Here is a 16,464-nt window from a genome sequence, read left to right on the forward strand (position 1 = left end):
GATGGAGTTGCGTGTTCTTATCTCAAATGGTGGCGCTCGCAACTGCGAACGCGCATGGAGGCCTTGTAAAATCGCATGAGCGACACCCTGGAAGCCCCCTCGTTCCACCCGCCTCATCCGAGGCCCCGCACCGAGCCACTCGGCACTCTGGCGTTCCTGCGGGCCGTGCGCGAGAACCCCCTGAACACCTGGATGGAGGCCCATTTCGAGGAGCCGATCATCACCGGGGACGGGGCCCTCGGCCGCATGACCGTGGTGAGCGATCCGGCGGCCATCCGCCATATCCTCGTGGACAACGCCGCCAACTACCGGAAGGACGATCTCCAGCTCCGGATTCTCGCGCCCGGCCGGGGGCGCGGTCTCGTCACCGCCGAGGGCGAGGAATGGCGGCTCCAGCGCCGCACCATCGCGCCGCTCTTCACCCCTCGCCATGTGGCGGGCTTCTTCCCGGCCATGGTCGAGGCGGCGGAGCGCCTCACGCGGCGCTGGCAGCGCCGTCCGGCAGGACGGGTGGTCGATGCCTCGCTGGAAATGACCCGGGTGACCCTCGATGTGCTGGAGCGGACGATCTTCACGCAAGGGGTGCCGAAGGACCCCGACGCCCTCGGGCGCGCCATCACCCGCTACTTCAACAGCCTGGGCAGGGTCGATCCACTCGACATCTTCGGGTTCCCCGATTGGATCCCGAGGATCGGGCGCCTGCGTGCGAGGCCGTCCATCCGGTTCTTCGAGGAGACGGTCAACGAGCTGATCGATGCCCGCAGGCGATTGCTCGCCCGGGGCGAGCAGGCGCCCCGCGACCTGCTGACCCTTCTGCTGGAGGCCGCCGACCCCGAGACCGGAAAGGGCCTCAGCGACATCGATGTCCGCACCAACATCGTCACTTTCATCGGCGCCGGCCACGAGACCACGGCCAATGCGCTCTCCTGGTCGCTTTACCTGCTGTCCCAGGACGAGCGGGCCCGCGCCCATGTGGAGCGGGAGGTGGACGAAGTGCTGGGGGAGGGGACGCTCGAGCCGCATCATCTGGAGAAGCTCGTCTACACCCGCGCCGTCATCGACGAGGCGATCCGGCTCTATCCGCCGGCGCCGTACATGAGCCGGGCGGCCATCGACGACGACCGGATCGGCGATCTGGAGATCCCGGCGGGCTCCATGGTGGCGATCGTGCCTTACCTGCTCCACCGCCACCGCAGGCTCTGGGACGAGCCGGACGCCTTCCGGCCGGAACGGTTCCTGCCCGAGAACCGCGGCCGGATCGACCGCTTTGCCTATCTTCCGTTCGGGGCCGGGCCCCGGGTCTGCATCGGGGCGAGCTTCTCCCTTCAGGAGGCCGTGATCGTCTTGGCGACCATCGCCCGCTCCGTGCGGCTCGATCTCGTGGAAGGGCACGCGGTCGCGCCCGTGCAGCGGATCACCCTGCGGCCGCAGGGCGGCCTGCCCATGCGCCTGACGCAACGCGCTCCGAAGGGGGCGTTGGCGACGGCGTGAAAGAGGGAAGGGCTCAGTTCTTCTTGCGGAACGCGTCGAGGCTGACGACCTCGGCGCTGCCGGCAGCGCCTTCGGCCGCATCGGCCTTGTCGTCCTCCGCCGGCTCCTCCGTCTCGGCCTTGGCCGCCGGAGCCTTCTCGGGAGCGGACTTCCGCTCCGGGACGGGCTGGGGCTTGCGGGGCTGCTTCAGCTCGACGGGTTCCGAGGCGTTGCCGCGGATCGGCTGGGGCGCCGGAGGAGCCTCCTCGTCCGCGTCCTCCTCACCCTCGTCCTGGCTGTCGAACTTCAGGCCGAACTGGACGGAGGGGTCGAAGAAGCCGGTCAATGCATCGAAGGGGATGAGCAGCCGCTCGGGAATCCCCGAGAAGGACAGCCCGACCTCGAAGGTATGCTCGGTGACGTTGAGGTCCCAGAACTGGTGCTGGAGGACGATGGTCATCTCCTGCGGGTATTTTTCGCGCAGGCGGTTCGAGAGGCGAACACCGGGAAAATCCGTCTGGAAGGAGATGTAGAAATGGTGCTCGCCCGGCAGCCCGTCCTTGCAATCGATCAGCACCTTGCGCACGACGCCCTTGAGCGCGTCCTGCACCAGAAGATCGTAACGGATCAGGTCTTTACCACCGGCCATAAGCGAGCCCTTGCAGAAACAAAAGTGGAGGCTTCTGTTGCCAGGTGCCTCCGGACCCCGCCTTACGGTGCTACCCGCAAGGGCTTTGATTCGGCTTTAGGGACCGCTTACGCAGCCACTGCAACCGGAGCATAGTTGTCGTTGGCAACTATAGATTCGGCCCGATAACGGCGGAACCATGCCGAGCGAAAGTCCACCCTTTACGCCCTCGTCGATCCTATTTCGCCCCCGCCAAAACCCAAGCGTAGCTTGGGTTTTGGTGGAGGCGCCGGGTACCGCCCCCGGGTCCGATGGGTTTATTCCGATAGCCGTTTATCGCCATAGTCGATCTTGCGACCGACATGGCCAATATAGGTGGCGCGGACGGATTTTGGAAGGGCGGAGGCCGTCCGGATTCCCATGAAAAAGGCCCGGCGTCCGTCTTATCGCCCTGTTCCGATGTGACTTTCGAGCGGTTAACCGATTCACAGGAATGGAGAAGTCGCGACTCGGCTCATCGGGGCGGCTGCCCTATGATGAGGTCAGGAGCACCGCATGCAAGCTTATCACGATCTGATCCGCCGCATCATGGATGAGGGCGTCCGCAAGGACGACCGGACGGGGACCGGGACGATCTCCGTCTTCGGTCACCAGATGCGCTTCGATCTCAGCCAGGGCTTTCCGCTCGTCACCACGAAGAAGCTGCACCTGCGCTCCATCGTCCACGAGCTTCTGTGGTTCCTGAAGGGCGACACCAACATCCGCTATCTCAAGGAGAACGGCGTTTCGATCTGGGACGAGTGGGCCGACGAGAACGGCGACCTCGGCCCCGTCTATGGCAAGCAGTGGCGGTCCTGGGAAAAGCCCGACGGCGGCACCGTGGACCAGATCCGCTGGGTGCTCGACGAGATCCGCCGCAACCCGGACAGCCGCCGCCTGATTGTCTCCGCCTGGAACCCGGCCGATCTCGACAGGATGGCGCTCGCGCCCTGCCACTGCCTGTTTCAGTTCTACGTGGCCGAAGGGCGGCTCTCCTGCCAGCTCTACCAGCGCTCGGCGGACGTTTTTCTCGGCGTTCCGTTCAACATCGCGTCCTATGCGCTGCTCACGCACATGATGGCGCAGGCGACCGGGCTGCAGCCGGGCGACTTCGTCCATTCCTTCGGGGATGCGCACCTCTACCTCAACCACCTGGAGCAGGCGCGCCTTCAGCTGTCGCGCGAGCCGCGCCCGCTGCCGAAGCTGCGGCTCAATCCGGCGGTGCGCTCGCTCTTCGATTTCACCTACGACGACATCGCCATCGAAGATTACGATCCGCATCCGGCCATCAAGGCGCCCGTCGCGGTCTGACGCGGGATGAACAGGCGCGAAGCCATCGAAAGTGCCGTCCGCGTTCTGGCCCCGCGCATCCCGCGGCATGAATTCGAGGCGGTGACCGATCATGCCCTCGGCAGCCGTGGCCTGCACACCGCCTCGCCCGAGACCGCCGCCTGGCTGTCCCTCACGGCGTATATCCGGCACCGGCTGACGGATTACGACGATCTGCTGAATGACGGCTACGACATGGAGAGCGCCCGCTTCTTCGTCCTCGACGACATGAATGGGATTCTCGAGGAATGGGGCTCGCCGCGACGGGTCCAGGCCGAAGACGAGCCTGAATAGGCTCGACAGCAGGGCTTACATCCGACACAAAAGCCGTATGAATCTTGTCATCCGCAAAGCCGAAGAGCGCGACGCTTCGGTGATCTTCAGCTTCATCCGCGAACTCGCCGAGTACGAGCGGCTGGCCCATGAGGTCGATGCCACCGAGCACGATATCGCCAAGGCGCTTTTCGGCGAGAACCCGCGGGTGTTCGCGGATATCGCCGAATGGGACGGTGAGCCCGTCGGCTTCGCTCTCTGGTTCTACAACTTCTCGACCTTCCGCGGGCGGCATGGGATCTACCTGGAAGACCTTTTCGTCACGCCTGCTTTCCGGTCCAAGGGGATCGGTAAAGCCCTGCTGAGGCACCTCGCCCGCCGCTGCCTCGACGAGGGCCTGACCCGCCTCGAATGGTGGGTGCTCGACTGGAACGAACCGGCCCTCGGTGTCTACCGCTCCATCGGCGCCATCCCGATGGACGAATGGACGGTGCAAAGGATGACGGGCGCCGCTCTGGAACAACTGGCGGAGGAGCCATGACCCTACCCCTCATCCTCGTCGTCGCGGTCGCCGAGAACGGCGTCATCGGCCGTGACAACCAGCTGCTTTGGCGCCTCAAGACCGATCTCGGGCGCTTCCGCAGGCTGACCATGGGCAAGCCGATGATCATGGGTCGCAAGACCTTTCAGTCCATTGGCAAGCCCCTGCCGGGACGGGAGACGGTCGTGCTGACCCGCGATTCCGGCTTTGCGGCCGAGGGTGTGCACGTGGTCCATACCTGGGACGAGGCGGTCGCCAAGGGGGAGGAGCTTGCCGGCCGGATAGGAGCCGCTTCCGTTGCCGTCGCAGGCGGGGCGGAAATCTATGCCCTGGCGCTGCCGCATGTCCAAAGCATCTTTATGACGAAGGTTCAGGTTGCCCCGGAGGGCGATGCGGTCTTTCCTGATTTCGACCGGTCACAGTTTCGTGAGACAAAGCGGGAGGATCATTCCAAAGGGCCCGATGACGAGCATCCGTTTACCTTTATTGATCTCGAAAGGCGCCCCTGACCTTGTTCACGGTTGACGAAGGCTCGCACAATCCCCAAGTCGCAGGCTTGACAGGCGGAAGAGACAACACCCACAACCGTCTGATCTCTCTACGGCCGTCCGGGCCGATTATGAAAAAGCGAGGAACGGCGTCTAATGCCTTGGAGTAACCAAAGCGGCGGCGGTGGCCCCTGGGGTCAGCGTGGCGGATCGGGAGGCGGCAAGAGCCCATGGGGCTCCGGTGGCCCACAGGGCAACGGAAATCCCCCCGACCTTGAAGATATCCTGCGCCGCAGCCAGGATCGCCTGAAGGATTTCATTCCCGGCGGTTCCATGGGAGGCAGAGGGCTCATCATCCTCGTCCTGGGCGTCATTGCCGTCTGGCTTCTGACCGGCTTCTACACGGTGCGGCCCAACGAGGTCGGCATCAACATGATCTTCGGCAAGTATACCGGGACCGCCGGCGAAGGCCTGCGCTACAACCTGCCTTACCCGATCGGCCGGGTGATGAAGCCCAACGTCACCGCTCAGCAACGGGTCGAGGTCGGCTATCGTTCCACGCCGACGGGGCAGGGGCGTGCCCGCGACGTGCTCGAGGAAAGCCTGATGCTGACCGCCGACGAGAACATCGTCGACATCGATTTCGATGCGGTCTGGCAGATCAATCCCGCCCGTCCGCAGGATTACGTCTTCAATCTCCAGAACCCCGAAGGCACCATCAAGTCCGTGGCCGAAAGCGCCATGCGCGAGGTGATCGGCCGCCGCAACATCCAGGCGATCCTGACGACCGAACAGGCCAGCATCGCCCAGGAAGTGCGCCAGATCATGCAGGAAGCCCTGGACGCCTACGGCGCTGGCGTCCTGATCAACGTGGTCCAGCTCCAGGCGGCCCAGCCTCCCGCCGATGTCCGCCAGGCCTTCTTCGACGTGAACGCCGCCCAGCAGGATGCGGTCCGCGTCCAGAACGAGGCCGGCGCCTTCGCCAGCCGCGTCGTTCCGGAAGCCCGAGGCGAGGCGGCCCGCACGGTGCAGCAGGCCGAGGCCTATCGCGAGCAGTCGGTCGCCGACGCGACCGGTCAGGCGGCCCGCTTCCGCCAGGTCTATGAGGAATACCGCAAGGCTCCGGCCATCAGCCGCGAGCGCATCTTCCTCGAGACGATGGAGCGCGTCTACGGCGGCGTCGACAAGATCATCGTCGACCAGAACGGCCAGGGTGTCGTGCCCTTCCTGCCACTCACCCAGCAAACCCAGCGCCCGCAGCCGCAGGGCAATGCCGCGAACCCGCAGGGAGCTACGCGATGAACGGTTCGACTCTTCGCACGGGCCTCCTGATCCTCGTCGGTCTGGTCGCCATCGTGCTCTACAGCTCGGTCTTCATCGTCCAGCAGACCCAGTATGCCCTGGTGCTGCGCTTCGGTGCCGTCCAATCCGCCATCTCGGAGCCCGGCCTGAAGTTCAAGATGCCGCTGGTCGACACCGTGACCTACTTCGAGAAGCGCGTGCTCGACCTCGACCTGCCGGTTCAGACCCTTCTGTCCGCGGACCGGCAGAACCTGGAGGTCGATGCCTTCACCCGCTATCGGATCATCGATCCGCTGCGCTTCTATCAGGCGGTCGGCAACATCGCGCTGGCCAACCAGCGCCTGCAGAGCTTCACGAACTCGGTCATGCGTAACACGCTGGCCAGCGCGTCCCGCGATGCCATCGTCCGCACCGAGCGCGCGGATCTGATGAACCGCATCCAGGCCGACGTGAACCGGCAGGCGGCGAGCCTGGGCATCGAGATGATCGACGTGCGCCTCACCCGCGTCGACCTGCCCGCGGCGAACAGCCAGGCGGTCTACCAGCGCATGCGCACCGAGCGTGAGCGCGAGGCGGCGGATCTCCGCGCCAACGGTCAGCAGCAGGCGCAGACCATCCGGGCCAAGGCAGAGCGCGAGGCCACGATCATCCGGGCCGAGGCCAATCAGCGGGCCGAGGAACTGCGCGGTCAGGGGGATGCTGACCGGAACCGCATTCTCGCCGAGGCCTTCGGGCAGGATCCGGAATTCTTCGCCTTCTACCGCTCGATGCAGGCTTACGAATCCGGCCTCAAGGGGGGCGATACCCGCCTCGTGCTGAGCCCGGATTCCGATTTCTTCCGCTATTTCAATGATCCGACGGGTCAAAGAAACCGTGGAACGGCTCCCGCCCAACCTGCTCCAGCGCCGGCTCAACCGGCTCCAGCCCAATAAGCGCCTGATGTTGGATTTGATTGCAGCCCTCGGCCTCGCTCTCGCGGTCGAGGGCATTTTGTTTGCCGCCTTCCCGGACGGCATGCGCCGGGCCATGTACGAGGCGGCCCACAGCCCGAGCGATCAGATGAGGATCGTCGGGATCATCTCCGCGCTGATCGGAGTTGGCGTGATCTGGCTGGTGCGGCACTTCGGCTGACACCGTCTCGTGCGGCCTTCCGGATCCGACCGGACGCTGCTCTCTTCAAGCCATGGCGGGGCGGCCTGGATCCCAAGAGTGCGATCCACTTTTGGGTCCGATGCTCTCCGCCAAGCTTCCGCCGCAATATCCGCTTGAATGGCGCGGCCAGATACCAATCTATATGCGTATTCTCCGAGAGAGGTTTTCGATGAACACAGCCACGAATGCGCTGGAGCCTTCCAAGACGGCGCTGCCCCAGCGTCCCCTGCGCCGCCGGCTGGCCGCGTCCTGCTTCGCGGTCTTCACAATCGTCGCAACAGCCGCCGTGCCGCTGCCGGTCCTGGCCCGTTCCACGCCCGAATCCTTCGCCGATCTGGCCGCGGAGGTCACACCGGCCGTGGTCAACATTTCGGCCTCGACGACCGTCGAGGCCCGCAACCGAACCCTGCCTCAGCTGCCGCCGGGCACTCCGTTCGAGGACCTGTTCGAGGAGTTCTTCAACCGTCGCGGCCAGGGTGGCGGCGGCGGAGATAGCGCGCCTTCGCGGCCGCGCAGCTCGAACTCTCTCGGCTCCGGTTTCGTGATCGATCCGTCGGGTATCGTAGTGACGAACAACCACGTGATCGGCGACGCCAACGACATCAGCGTGATCTTCCCTGACGGCACGCGCCTGAAGGCCGAGATCGTCGGCAAGGATTCGAAGGTCGATCTGGCCGTCCTGAAGGTGAAGTCCGACAAGCCGCTCAAGGCGGTGAAGTTCGGCGATTCCGAGTCCATCCGCCCCGGCGACTGGGTGATGGCCATCGGCAATCCCTTCGGCCTCGGCGGCTCGGTGACGGCCGGTATCGTGTCGGCCCGCGGCCGCAATATCGAGTCCGGTCCCTACGACAACTACATCCAGACCGACGCCTCCATCAACAAGGGCAATTCCGGCGGGCCGTTGTTCAACATGAACGGCGAGGTCATCGGCATCAACACCGCCATCCTGTCGCCCACGGGCGGCTCGGTCGGCATCGGCTTCGCGGTTCCGGCTTCCACGGCCGTCCCGGTCATCGACCAGCTGCGTCAGTTCGGTGAGACCCGCCGCGGATGGCTCGGCGTGCGCATCCAGAACGTGGATGACGCGACAGCGGAGGCCTTGAACCTCGGCACGGCGCGCGGCGCCCTGATCGCCGGCATCGACGACAAGGGCCCGGCCAAGCCGGCCGGCCTCGAAGTCGGAGACGTGATCGTTCGATTCGACGGCAAGGAGGTCAAGGATTCCCGCGACCTGCCGCGTATCGTGGCTTCGTCACCCGTCGGCAAGGCCGTCGACGTGGCCATCGTCCGCAAGGGACAGGAGATGACCAAGCAGGTGACCCTGGGCCGCCTCGAGGATACCGAGAAGCAGGCCAGCCTGCAGCAGCCTTCGACCGAAACACCGACGGCAACCCGTCAGGCCCTCGGCCTCAACATGTCCGGCATGACGGACGAGCTGCGTCGGCGCTTCAGCCTGAAGGACGACTTGAAGGGCGTGGTCATCACCCGGGTGGACCCGAACTCGAACGCCTCCGACAAGCGCATCCAGGCCGGCGAGGTGATCGTCGAGGTCAACCAGGAGCCGGTGACGAGCCCGGCGGACGTGACCAAGAAGATCGACGATCTCAAGTCGCAGGGCCGCAAGTCCGCCCTGCTGCTGGTGGCAAACGCCCAGGGCGAGGTGCGCTTCGTCGCCCTCTCGATCGAGTGAGTCACCCATATGGTTGGCGAGAGGGCGGTCCTTCGGGCCGCCCTTTTCATTTCTGCGTAACGTTCGTTATTAAGAACAATACGGTTGACATAAAGACCTGATCTGGAGGATTGAGGACCTGCACCCTCACGAAGCGGGGTTCCGATGGGGCCTCGCCCCTAAGATCACAGAGCATCATGACCCAGCACGTCTTTCCCATCCCGTCAGCCTTGGCAGCGACAGCCCATGTGGATCGGCAGACCTATCAGGATCTCTACCAGCGCTCTCTCGACGATCCGGATGGCTTCTGGCGCGAGCAGGCGCAGATCCTCGACTGGGTGAAGCCGTTCACGAGCGTGAAGAACACCCGGTATTCGCCCGATGCCGTGACCATCGAGTGGTTCGCGGACGGGACCCTGAACGCCTCCTTCAATTGCCTGGACCGTCATGCCCAGGGCCGGGGCAACGAGGCGGCGATCCTGTGGGAGGGCGACACGCCGGGCGATACGCGCAAGGTCACCTGGAATGACCTTCGACAGCAGGTCATCCGCCTCGCCAATGCCCTGAAGAAGCTCGGGGTCAGGAAGGGCGATTTCGTCAGCATCTACCTTCCCGTAGTGCCGGAGGCCATCGCGGCCATGCTGGCCTGCGCCCGGATCGGCGCGGTGCATTCGGTGGTCTTCAGCGGCTTCTCGGCCGATGCCCTGGCTGGGCGGATCGAGGATTGCCGCTCGCGGGTGCTGATCACGGCCGACGAGGGGCTTCGGGCGGGCAAGCACGTGCCGCTCAAGAAGAACGTGGATGCCGCGTTGGAGAACCTGCCCTTCGTCGAGCACGTCCTCGTCGTGCGCCGCACGGGCCGGGACGTTCCCATGAGGGCTGGCCGCGACCGCTGGTACGACGAGGCCCTGGCCGAGGTGCCGGACGAGTGCGCGCCTGTGGCGGTCGGCGCCGAGGATCCGCTCTTCGTGCTCTATACGTCGGGCTCGACGGGCAAGCCGAAGGGCATGCTCCACACCACCGGCGGCTACCTCGTCCATGCGGCGGCGAGCTTCCGGGCAATGTTCGACTACCGCCCAGGCGACATCCACTTCTGCACGGCGGATGTGGGCTGGGTGACGGCGCACACCTACCTGATCTACGGCCCCCTCGCGAACGGCGCCACCATCGTGCTGTTCGAGGGCGTCCCCACCTGGCCGGATTCCTCGCGCTGGTGGCAGATCGTCGAGACGTACAAGGTCAACATCTTCTACACCGCGCCGACCGCCATCCGGTCGCTGATGCGCGACGGCGAGGGGCCGGTGCGCCAGCACGATCTCTCGTCCCTGCGCGTCCTGGGCTCCGTGGGCGAGCCTATCAACCCGGAGGCCTGGCTCTGGTACCACGAGGTCGTCGGGGGAGGGCGCTGCCCGATCGTCGACACCTATTGGCAGACGGAGACCGGAGCCGTGCTCCTATGCCCGCTGCCCGGCGCCACGAACCTCAAGCCGGGCTCGGCCACGAAGCCGTTCTTCGGCGTGAGGCCCGCCTTGCTCGGCAGCGACGGGACCTTGGTCGAAGGCGAGGGAGCGGGCAACCTGTGCTTCGCCGATTCCTGGCCAGGGCAGGCCCGCACCATCCTGGGCGACCGGGAGCGCTTCCTGAACACCTATTTCAGCACTTTTCCGGGCTACTACTTCACCGGCGACGGCGCGCGGCGGGATGCGGACGGGGATTACTGGATCACCGGGCGCCTGGACGACGTGATCAACGTGTCGGGCCACCGGCTCGGCACCGTGGAGGTCGAGTCCGCCCTGGCCTCGCACCCGTCGGTGGCGGAAGCCGCCGTGGTGGGCATGCCGCACGAGATCAAAGGGCAGGGCATCTTCGCTTTCGTGACGCTGAAAGAGGGCATCGCGGAGAACGACGACCTCCGCCGCGACCTGATCCAGGTCGTGCGCACCCGCATCGGTCCGATCGCCACGCCGGACCGGATCGAATGGGCGCCGCAACTGCCCAAGAACCGCTCAGGTAAGATTCTTCGCCGCATCCTCACGCGTATCGCCGCCGGCGATTACGAGAACCACGGCGATACCTCGACGGTCGCCGATCCGGCGGTGGTGGCAGAGATCGTCAGGCGGGTTCAGGAATCGACGAACTCGTCCGCCCTGTAACCCTGCACGTAGAGCAGCGCCGACAGGTCCGCATGGTCGATGCGGGCGTGGGCGGCCGCCGCGACGGCGGGCTTGGCGTGGAAGGCAACGCCGAGCCCGGCTTCTTCCAGCATGGCGAGGTCGTTGGCGCCATCGCCCACGGCCATCGTCTCATGCGGTGCCAAACCGAAGCGGGCCCGGAGCTCGACCAGGGTCGCGAGCTTCGCCTCTCGGCCGAGGATCGGCTCCTCGACTTGGCCTGCGAGTTTCTCGCCGTCCAGGATCAGGTGGTTGGAGCGGTGCTCGTTGAAGCCGATCTTGGCCGCGACCGGACCGGTGAACAGGGTGAAGCCGCCCGACACGAGGCAGGCATAGGCGCCGTTGGCGCGCATGGTCCGGACCAGGGCCAGCCCCCCGGGCGTCAGGGTGATACGCTTCTCGATGATCTCGTCGACCACGTTGACCGGCAGGTTCCGGAGCAGCGCCACGCGCTCGCGCAGGGCGGGCTCGAAGGCGATCTCGCCGCGCATGGCCCTTTCGGTGATCTCGGAGACCTCCCGTTTCAGGCCCACGTAATCGGCCAGCTCGTCGATGCATTCCTGGCCGATCATGGTGGAATCCATGTCCGCCAGGAACAGGCGCTTGCGGCGGCTGCCTAAGGGCTGCACGACGATGTCGATGGGCTGGCCGGCCAGAGCCTTGCGCAGAGCCGCCTCGACGGACTTGGGCTGAGCCGCCCCTGTGACGATCAGATCGGCGGCGATTCCCCTTGCCAGGACGGAGCGTTCCGTCTCATGTCCGAGCGACGTCGCGGCCATGGCCACGATCTCGTCCGTGAGAACCGGCCGAGACGGGGCGGCGATGAGGGTCGCGACGAGGGAATTTTGGGAAGACGCCATTGGGAGACCGGGCTGTGAAGGAGTTTGGGATCGGCGCGGTTCTCATCGCAGGGCCGACCGCATCAGGCAAGTCCGCATTGGGCATCAGACTGGCCCGGGACCTCGACGGTGTCGTGATCAATGCCGATTCCATGCAGGTCTACCGGGACCTGCGGGTCATCACGGCCCGTCCCACGCCCGAGGAGGAGGGTGAGGCTCCCCATCGGCTCTACGGCCATGTGGATGCCGCCGTGAACTTCTCCGTGGGGCGCTATGTGGCCGATGCGGTCGAGATTTTGCGGGAGCTTCAAGGCCGGAAGCTGCCGATCTTCGTGGGCGGGACCGGGCTCTACTTCAAGGCCCTGACGGAAGGCCTGTCCGACATGCCTTCCGTTCCGGACGAGGTGCGCGAGCAGGTGCGCCGGGACAGCGAAGGACTGGAAACGCCGGAGCTCCATCGCCTCCTGTCAGAGCGCGATCCCGAAACGGCCCGGACCCTGCGCCCCTCCGACCGCCTGCGGGTTCAGCGGGCGCTCGAGATCTTCGCGGCGACCGGCCAGCCGCTCGTTTCCTTCCATGGCGTCCGCCAGCCGGGTCCATTGGCCGATGTGCCCGTCATCAAGCTCTTTCTCGCGCCCGACCGGGATGAGCTGCGCCGGCGGATCGATGCCCGGTTCCTCGCCATGATGGACCGGGGCGCCCTCGACGAGGTGAGGGCCCTTGGCGAGCGGAACCTCGATCCCATGCTCCCGGCCATGCGGGCCCACGGCGTTCCCGGCCTTCTGGCCTACCTGCGGGGCGAGATCCCGCTCGACGAGGCCATCGTCAAGGGGCAGGGCGACACGCGGCGTTATGCCAAGCGCCAGTTCACATGGTTTCGCCACCAGTTGCCCGACTGGCAATGGGTCGCGCCGGAACAGGGCTTCGAGGCCGCCATGGAGCGCCTCAATGCCCCGGCGCTCCCGTCCACATCTGGTAGAAGGTGATGAAGATCTCGAACATGATCAGCAGGACGATGATCAGTTCGAGTCGCTGGGACCGTTCTGTGTCGATGATGTCGGTGAGAGCCTGGGCCGTATCGCCCAGCACCTCGAGCTTGCGGTGGAGGGCCGTGGCCCGCTCCTTCAGCTCATATTCGTCCTCCAGGCGGGCATAGAGGCGTTCCAGGTCCGGGCGGTCCCAAAGGACGTCCGGTTTCTCCTCCACGGCGACGCCGCCCGACATGCGCTGGCGGACCAGGAGGGCCTGGCCGACCTGCTTGAGGATTCGGCGGCGATCCCTTGGGCGCCGGCCATTGGCGGCGAGATGCTGCACGGACGGCTCCACCAGCTCGAAGGCTGCAGAGGCCTCTCGCTCGTCGCGCGCGAGGGTTGCGCTCTTGGACAGGGCATCGGCGATGACGATCAGGCGCTCGGTCGAGAGCTGCTTGATGAAGATCGGCCCCCCCGGCGGGATCTGGTCGTCCCGGTCCGGCGAGATCTCAATGATCGCCGTCTCCTCCTCGTGCCGGGCGAACTCGCCCCGGATTCGCTGGCGCAGACCGCGGATGACCTCGTCCTCTTCGAGCGGGGTGAGCCCCACCAGAACGGCGACGCCGTAACGGAAGAGGGCGACGAATCCGTCCTGGCCGGCCCGGAAGGCGAGGGGTGTCGTGGACAGCACGTCGCTGCGTTCCAGTCCCGCCACGTCGAGCCGGTCGCCGAGGAGCAGGGCTCGGGCGGTGAGGCGCATGTTCTGCATGGGCGCGCCTGTGGAGGCGATGGTATCGGTCATGGTCATACGACTAAAATAGCAGTTTAAAATAGAAGCTGGGCAGATTTCAGCCAAGTTGATCCTGCTTGACCGAGTGAAATGGATCGTCTAGCGTCGACGCAACTTTTGAACCGAGAGCTGCCCCCATGCGCAAGCTTATTCTCGTAGTACGAGCGCCATCGACGGAGCGGGATTGATCCCCGCAGGTCCGGCGATGGCGCACAGGCCCCCTCAGGGGCCTTTTTTATTGCCCGAATTCCAAGACAGTGATGCAAAAAATTCCGAGGAGCAGTTGAGATGAGCGAGACGATGACCGGAGCCGAAATGGTGATCCGAGCCCTGCAGGACCAGGGAGTTGAGCATATCTTCGGTTATCCCGGCGGCGCGGTGCTTCCCATCTACGACGCTCTCTTCCACCAGGATAAGGTCCGTCACGTCCTCGTCCGCCACGAGCAGGGGGCGGTGCATGCGGCCGAAGGCTATGCCCGCTCGTCCGGCAAGCCGGGCGTGGTGCTGGTGACCTCCGGTCCGGGAGCCACCAATGCAATCACCGGGCTTGCCGACGCGATGATGGATTCGATCCCGCTGGTCTGCATCACCGGTCAGGTCCCGACCCATCTCATCGGCTCCGACGCCTTCCAGGAATGCGACACGGTCGGCATCACCCGCCACTGCACCAAGCATAATTACCTGGTCAAATCCATCGAGGACCTGCCGCGGGTCCTGCATGAGGCCTTCTACGTGGCGCAGAACGGGCGACCTGGCCCGGTGGTGGTCGACCTGCCGAAGGACATCCAGTTCAAGTCGGGCTCCTATGCGCGCCCTTTGAGCAACCAGCACAAGACCTATCGTCCGACCGTCAAGGGCGACATGGACCACATCCGTGCGGCCGTGGAGCTGATGGCCAACGCCAAGCGTCCGGTGTTCTACACGGGTGGCGGTGTCATCAATTCGGGGCCTCAGGCCGCGATGCTGCTGCGCGAGCTCGTGCATCTCACGGGCTTCCCCATCACCTCGACCCTGATGGGCCTGGGCGCCTATCCGGCCTCAGACCGGCAGTGGCTCGGCATGCTCGGCATGCACGGCACCTACGAGGCCAATCTCGCGATGCATGAATGCGACGTGATGATCAATCTCGGAGCACGCTTCGACGACCGCATCACGGGCCGCCTCGATGCATTCTCTCCTTTCTCCAAGCGCATCCACGTGGATATCGATCCGTCCTCGATCAACAAGACCGTGAAGGTGGACATTCCCATCGTGGGTGATTGCGCGCATGTGCTGGAGGACATGCTGCGCCTGTGGCGGCAGGGCGCTCATCAGCCCGACAAGACGGCGCTCAAGGATTGGTGGAACAAGATCGAAGGCTGGCGTGCCCGTAACTGCCTCGGATTCCGCAATTCCACCGAGACCATCAAGCCGCAATACGCGATCCAGCGCCTCTATGAGCTGACCAAGGACCGCGAGACCTACATCACCACCGAGGTGGGACAGCACCAGATGTGGGCGGCCCAGTACTTCAAGTTCGAGGAGCCGAACCGCTGGATGACCTCTGGCGGCCACGGCACCATGGGCTACGGATTGCCCGCCGCCGTCGGCGCGCAGCTGGCGCATCCCGATGCGCTCGTGATCGACATCGCCGGCGAAGCCTCGATCCAGATGATGCTGCAGGAGATGTCGACGGCCCTGCAGTACAACCTGCCGATCAAGGTCTTCATCCTCAACAACGAGTACATGGGCATGGTGCGTCAGTGGCAGGAGCTGCTGCATGGCGGACGCTACTCGCAGAGCTACTCGGAATCGCTGCCCGACTTCGTGAAGCTCGCCGAAGCCTATGGCGGCGTCGGCATCCGCTGCGATAAGCCCGGCGATCTCGATGCGAAGATTCTCGAGATGATCAACGTGAACCGCCCGGTCGTCTTCGACTGCATCGTCGACAAGACAGAGAACTGCTTCCCGATGATTCCTTCGGGCAAGGCGCATAACGAGATGCTGCTCAACGATTATCTGGGCGAGACCGGAGCCGATCTCGGGTCCGTGATCGACGAGAAGGGCAAGATGCTGGTGTAACGAGAACCCCTCTCCCGTGTGGGGAGGGGAGAAGGAGACTTGTGATGCCGACCCTCGTCATCGCCAATAAGTGCTACTCGTCCTGGTCGCTGCGTCCCTGGCTGCTGATGAAGCAGTTTGGGATCGCCTTTGACGAAATCCTCATTCCGCTCGATCTGCCGGACACGAAGGCGAAGGTGCTCAGGCACTCGCCGGCCGGCAAGGTGCCGATCCTGATCGATGGTGACGTGACCGTGTGGGAGACCATCGCCATCATGGAATATGTGGGCGAAACCTATCATGTGCCCGTCTGGCCGGCGGACCGGGAGGCGCGTGCCATGGCGCGCTCGGTCGCTGCTGAAATGCATGCCGGATTTTCCGGCTTGCGCTCCGCGTGCCCGATGAATCTCGGCAAGAAATTTTCCAGGAAGGACAGGAGCGAGGCCGTGGCCCGCGATGTCACCCGATTCAGCGAGATCGTCCACCAGGCGCGCGAGCGCTTCGGCGCGGGCGGCCCATTCCTCTTCGGCGCGTTCACGGCGGCCGATGCCATGTATGCGCCGCTCGCGACGCGTCTCGACACCTATTCCATCGCCCTCGATGCGACGACGCGCGCCTATGTGGATGCGATCCTCGCGCTGCCTGCTTTCCAGGAATGGCGCGCCGCCGCCATGACCGAAGAGTGGGTCGTCGCAGCCGACGAGGTCGACGAAGAGGAAATCGAAAATTACCGCAAGGCGGCTTGAGACCACATCAGACTTC

General features: G+C 65.1%; 16 protein-coding genes and 1 other RNA gene. 13 read left to right on the plus strand and 4 right to left on the minus strand.

Translation table 11 applies throughout. From position 1 onward, the window contains the following. The first annotated feature begins 75 nt into the window (after positions 1–75). The gene (locus H0S73_RS09565) at positions 76–1,491 is read left to right on the plus strand and encodes a cytochrome P450 (protein ID WP_181051952.1); all 1,416 of its coding nucleotides are present in this window, start codon (positions 76–78) and stop codon (positions 1,489–1,491) included. Positions 1,492–1,504: 13 nt separating this feature from the next. On the opposite strand, the gene H0S73_RS09570 is transcribed toward H0S73_RS09565, so the two are convergent. Both H0S73_RS09570 and ssrA read right to left on the minus strand, forming a co-directional pair. Next, on the minus strand, positions 1,505–2,119 hold the full coding sequence (locus H0S73_RS09570) for an SspB family protein (RefSeq protein WP_181051953.1): 615 nt from the start codon (positions 2,117–2,119) through the stop codon (positions 1,505–1,507). A 23-nt stretch (positions 2,120–2,142) separates the two neighbouring features. After that, positions 2,143–2,499: a transfer-messenger RNA gene (gene ssrA, locus H0S73_RS09575) on the minus strand. 154 nt (positions 2,500–2,653) lie between these two features. Here ssrA and H0S73_RS09580 point away from each other — a divergent pair. The 9 genes from H0S73_RS09580 to acs all read left to right on the plus strand — a co-directional run bounded on the left by H0S73_RS09580 (position 2,654) and on the right by acs (position 11,044). Then, positions 2,654–3,448, plus strand: coding sequence for a thymidylate synthase (locus tag H0S73_RS09580; protein ID WP_181051954.1), 795 nt, complete (start codon positions 2,654–2,656; stop codon positions 3,446–3,448). Between the two features lie 6 nt (positions 3,449–3,454). After that, complete coding sequence (locus H0S73_RS09585; protein ID WP_181051955.1) at positions 3,455–3,760, plus strand: DUF2293 domain-containing protein; 306 nt, start codon at positions 3,455–3,457, stop codon at positions 3,758–3,760. A gap of 37 nt (positions 3,761–3,797) precedes the next feature. Beyond that, positions 3,798–4,280 (plus strand): GNAT family N-acetyltransferase, encoded by a 483-nt coding sequence (locus H0S73_RS09590; RefSeq protein ID WP_181051956.1) that lies wholly within the window; start codon positions 3,798–3,800, stop codon positions 4,278–4,280. Beyond that, positions 4,277–4,789: a dihydrofolate reductase gene (locus H0S73_RS09595; protein ID WP_181051957.1), complete on the plus strand. Its 513-nt coding sequence runs from the start codon at positions 4,277–4,279 to the stop codon at positions 4,787–4,789. The genes H0S73_RS09590 and H0S73_RS09595 overlap by 4 nt, the downstream gene beginning before the upstream one ends. A gap of 135 nt (positions 4,790–4,924) precedes the next feature. Then, on the plus strand, positions 4,925–6,070 hold the full coding sequence (gene hflK / locus H0S73_RS09600) for an FtsH protease activity modulator HflK (protein WP_181051958.1): 1,146 nt from the start codon (positions 4,925–4,927) through the stop codon (positions 6,068–6,070). Further along, positions 6,067–7,002, plus strand: a complete 936-nt coding sequence (hflC, locus tag H0S73_RS09605) for a protease modulator HflC (protein ID WP_181051959.1) — start codon at positions 6,067–6,069, stop codon at positions 7,000–7,002. Before hflK ends, hflC begins: the two co-directional genes overlap by 4 nt. A gap of 7 nt (positions 7,003–7,009) precedes the next feature. Next, on the plus strand, positions 7,010–7,201 hold the full coding sequence (locus H0S73_RS09610; protein ID WP_181051960.1) for a DUF2065 domain-containing protein: 192 nt from the start codon (positions 7,010–7,012) through the stop codon (positions 7,199–7,201). Between the two features lie 190 nt (positions 7,202–7,391). Beyond that, positions 7,392–8,912 (plus strand): DegQ family serine endoprotease, encoded by a 1,521-nt coding sequence (locus tag H0S73_RS09615; protein ID WP_181051961.1) that lies wholly within the window; start codon positions 7,392–7,394, stop codon positions 8,910–8,912. A gap of 176 nt (positions 8,913–9,088) precedes the next feature. Continuing rightward, the gene (gene acs / locus H0S73_RS09620) at positions 9,089–11,044 is read left to right on the plus strand and encodes an acetate--CoA ligase (protein WP_181051962.1); all 1,956 of its coding nucleotides are present in this window, start codon (positions 9,089–9,091) and stop codon (positions 11,042–11,044) included. Here the strand turns inward: acs and serB are convergent. Continuing rightward, a complete protein-coding gene (gene serB / locus H0S73_RS09625) occupies positions 11,014–11,922 on the minus strand; it encodes a phosphoserine phosphatase SerB (protein ID WP_181051963.1) in 909 nt (302 codons plus the stop codon). The genes acs and serB overlap by 31 nt on opposite strands. 14 nt (positions 11,923–11,936) lie before the next feature. On the opposite strand from serB, the gene miaA reads away from it, so the two are divergent. Then, a complete protein-coding gene (gene miaA / locus H0S73_RS09630) occupies positions 11,937–12,887 on the plus strand; it encodes a tRNA (adenosine(37)-N6)-dimethylallyltransferase MiaA (protein WP_181051964.1) in 951 nt (316 codons plus the stop codon). On the opposite strand, the gene H0S73_RS09635 is transcribed toward miaA, so the two are convergent. Continuing rightward, positions 12,847–13,674, minus strand: a complete 828-nt coding sequence (locus H0S73_RS09635) for an RMD1 family protein (RefSeq protein WP_181051965.1) — start codon at positions 13,672–13,674, stop codon at positions 12,847–12,849. The genes miaA and H0S73_RS09635 overlap by 41 nt on opposite strands. A 276-nt stretch (positions 13,675–13,950) precedes the next feature. Between H0S73_RS09635 and H0S73_RS09640 the strand changes: the two genes are divergently transcribed. Next, positions 13,951–15,723: an acetolactate synthase 3 large subunit gene (locus H0S73_RS09640; RefSeq protein WP_181051966.1), complete on the plus strand. Its 1,773-nt coding sequence runs from the start codon at positions 13,951–13,953 to the stop codon at positions 15,721–15,723. Between the two features lie 44 nt (positions 15,724–15,767). Further along, positions 15,768–16,448: a glutathione S-transferase family protein gene (locus H0S73_RS09645; protein WP_181051967.1), complete on the plus strand. Its 681-nt coding sequence runs from the start codon at positions 15,768–15,770 to the stop codon at positions 16,446–16,448. Positions 16,449–16,464 lie beyond the last annotated feature (16 nt).

Origin of the sequence: Microvirga mediterraneensis, from assembly GCF_013520865.1 — a bacterium.
Taxonomy (GTDB): Bacteria; Pseudomonadota; Alphaproteobacteria; order Rhizobiales; family Beijerinckiaceae; genus Microvirga; species Microvirga mediterraneensis.

What these genes read in the sequence shown, in the direction of transcription:
- H0S73_RS09565 (WP_181051952.1), top strand. Translation starts at nt 76, where the DNA reads ATGAGCGACACCCTGGAAGCCCCCTCGTTCCACCCGCCTCATCCGAGG.
- H0S73_RS09570 (WP_181051953.1), bottom strand. Translation starts at nt 2,119, where the DNA reads ATGGCCGGTGGTAAAGACCTGATCCGTTACGATCTTCTGGTGCAGGAC.
- H0S73_RS09580 (WP_181051954.1), top strand. Translation starts at nt 2,654, where the DNA reads ATGCAAGCTTATCACGATCTGATCCGCCGCATCATGGATGAGGGCGTC.
- H0S73_RS09585 (WP_181051955.1), top strand. Translation starts at nt 3,455, where the DNA reads ATGAACAGGCGCGAAGCCATCGAAAGTGCCGTCCGCGTTCTGGCCCCG.
- H0S73_RS09590 (WP_181051956.1), top strand. Translation starts at nt 3,798, where the DNA reads ATGAATCTTGTCATCCGCAAAGCCGAAGAGCGCGACGCTTCGGTGATC.
- H0S73_RS09595 (WP_181051957.1), top strand. Translation starts at nt 4,277, where the DNA reads ATGACCCTACCCCTCATCCTCGTCGTCGCGGTCGCCGAGAACGGCGTC.
- hflK (WP_181051958.1), top strand. Translation starts at nt 4,925, where the DNA reads ATGCCTTGGAGTAACCAAAGCGGCGGCGGTGGCCCCTGGGGTCAGCGT.
- hflC (WP_181051959.1), top strand. Translation starts at nt 6,067, where the DNA reads ATGAACGGTTCGACTCTTCGCACGGGCCTCCTGATCCTCGTCGGTCTG.
- H0S73_RS09610 (WP_181051960.1), top strand. Translation starts at nt 7,010, where the DNA reads ATGTTGGATTTGATTGCAGCCCTCGGCCTCGCTCTCGCGGTCGAGGGC.
- H0S73_RS09615 (WP_181051961.1), top strand. Translation starts at nt 7,392, where the DNA reads ATGAACACAGCCACGAATGCGCTGGAGCCTTCCAAGACGGCGCTGCCC.
- acs (WP_181051962.1), top strand. Translation starts at nt 9,089, where the DNA reads ATGACCCAGCACGTCTTTCCCATCCCGTCAGCCTTGGCAGCGACAGCC.
- serB (WP_181051963.1), bottom strand. Translation starts at nt 11,922, where the DNA reads ATGGCGTCTTCCCAAAATTCCCTCGTCGCGACCCTCATCGCCGCCCCG.
- H0S73_RS09635 (WP_181051965.1), bottom strand. Translation starts at nt 13,674, where the DNA reads ATGACCGATACCATCGCCTCCACAGGCGCGCCCATGCAGAACATGCGC.
- H0S73_RS09640 (WP_181051966.1), top strand. Translation starts at nt 13,951, where the DNA reads ATGAGCGAGACGATGACCGGAGCCGAAATGGTGATCCGAGCCCTGCAG.
- H0S73_RS09645 (WP_181051967.1), top strand. Translation starts at nt 15,768, where the DNA reads ATGCCGACCCTCGTCATCGCCAATAAGTGCTACTCGTCCTGGTCGCTG.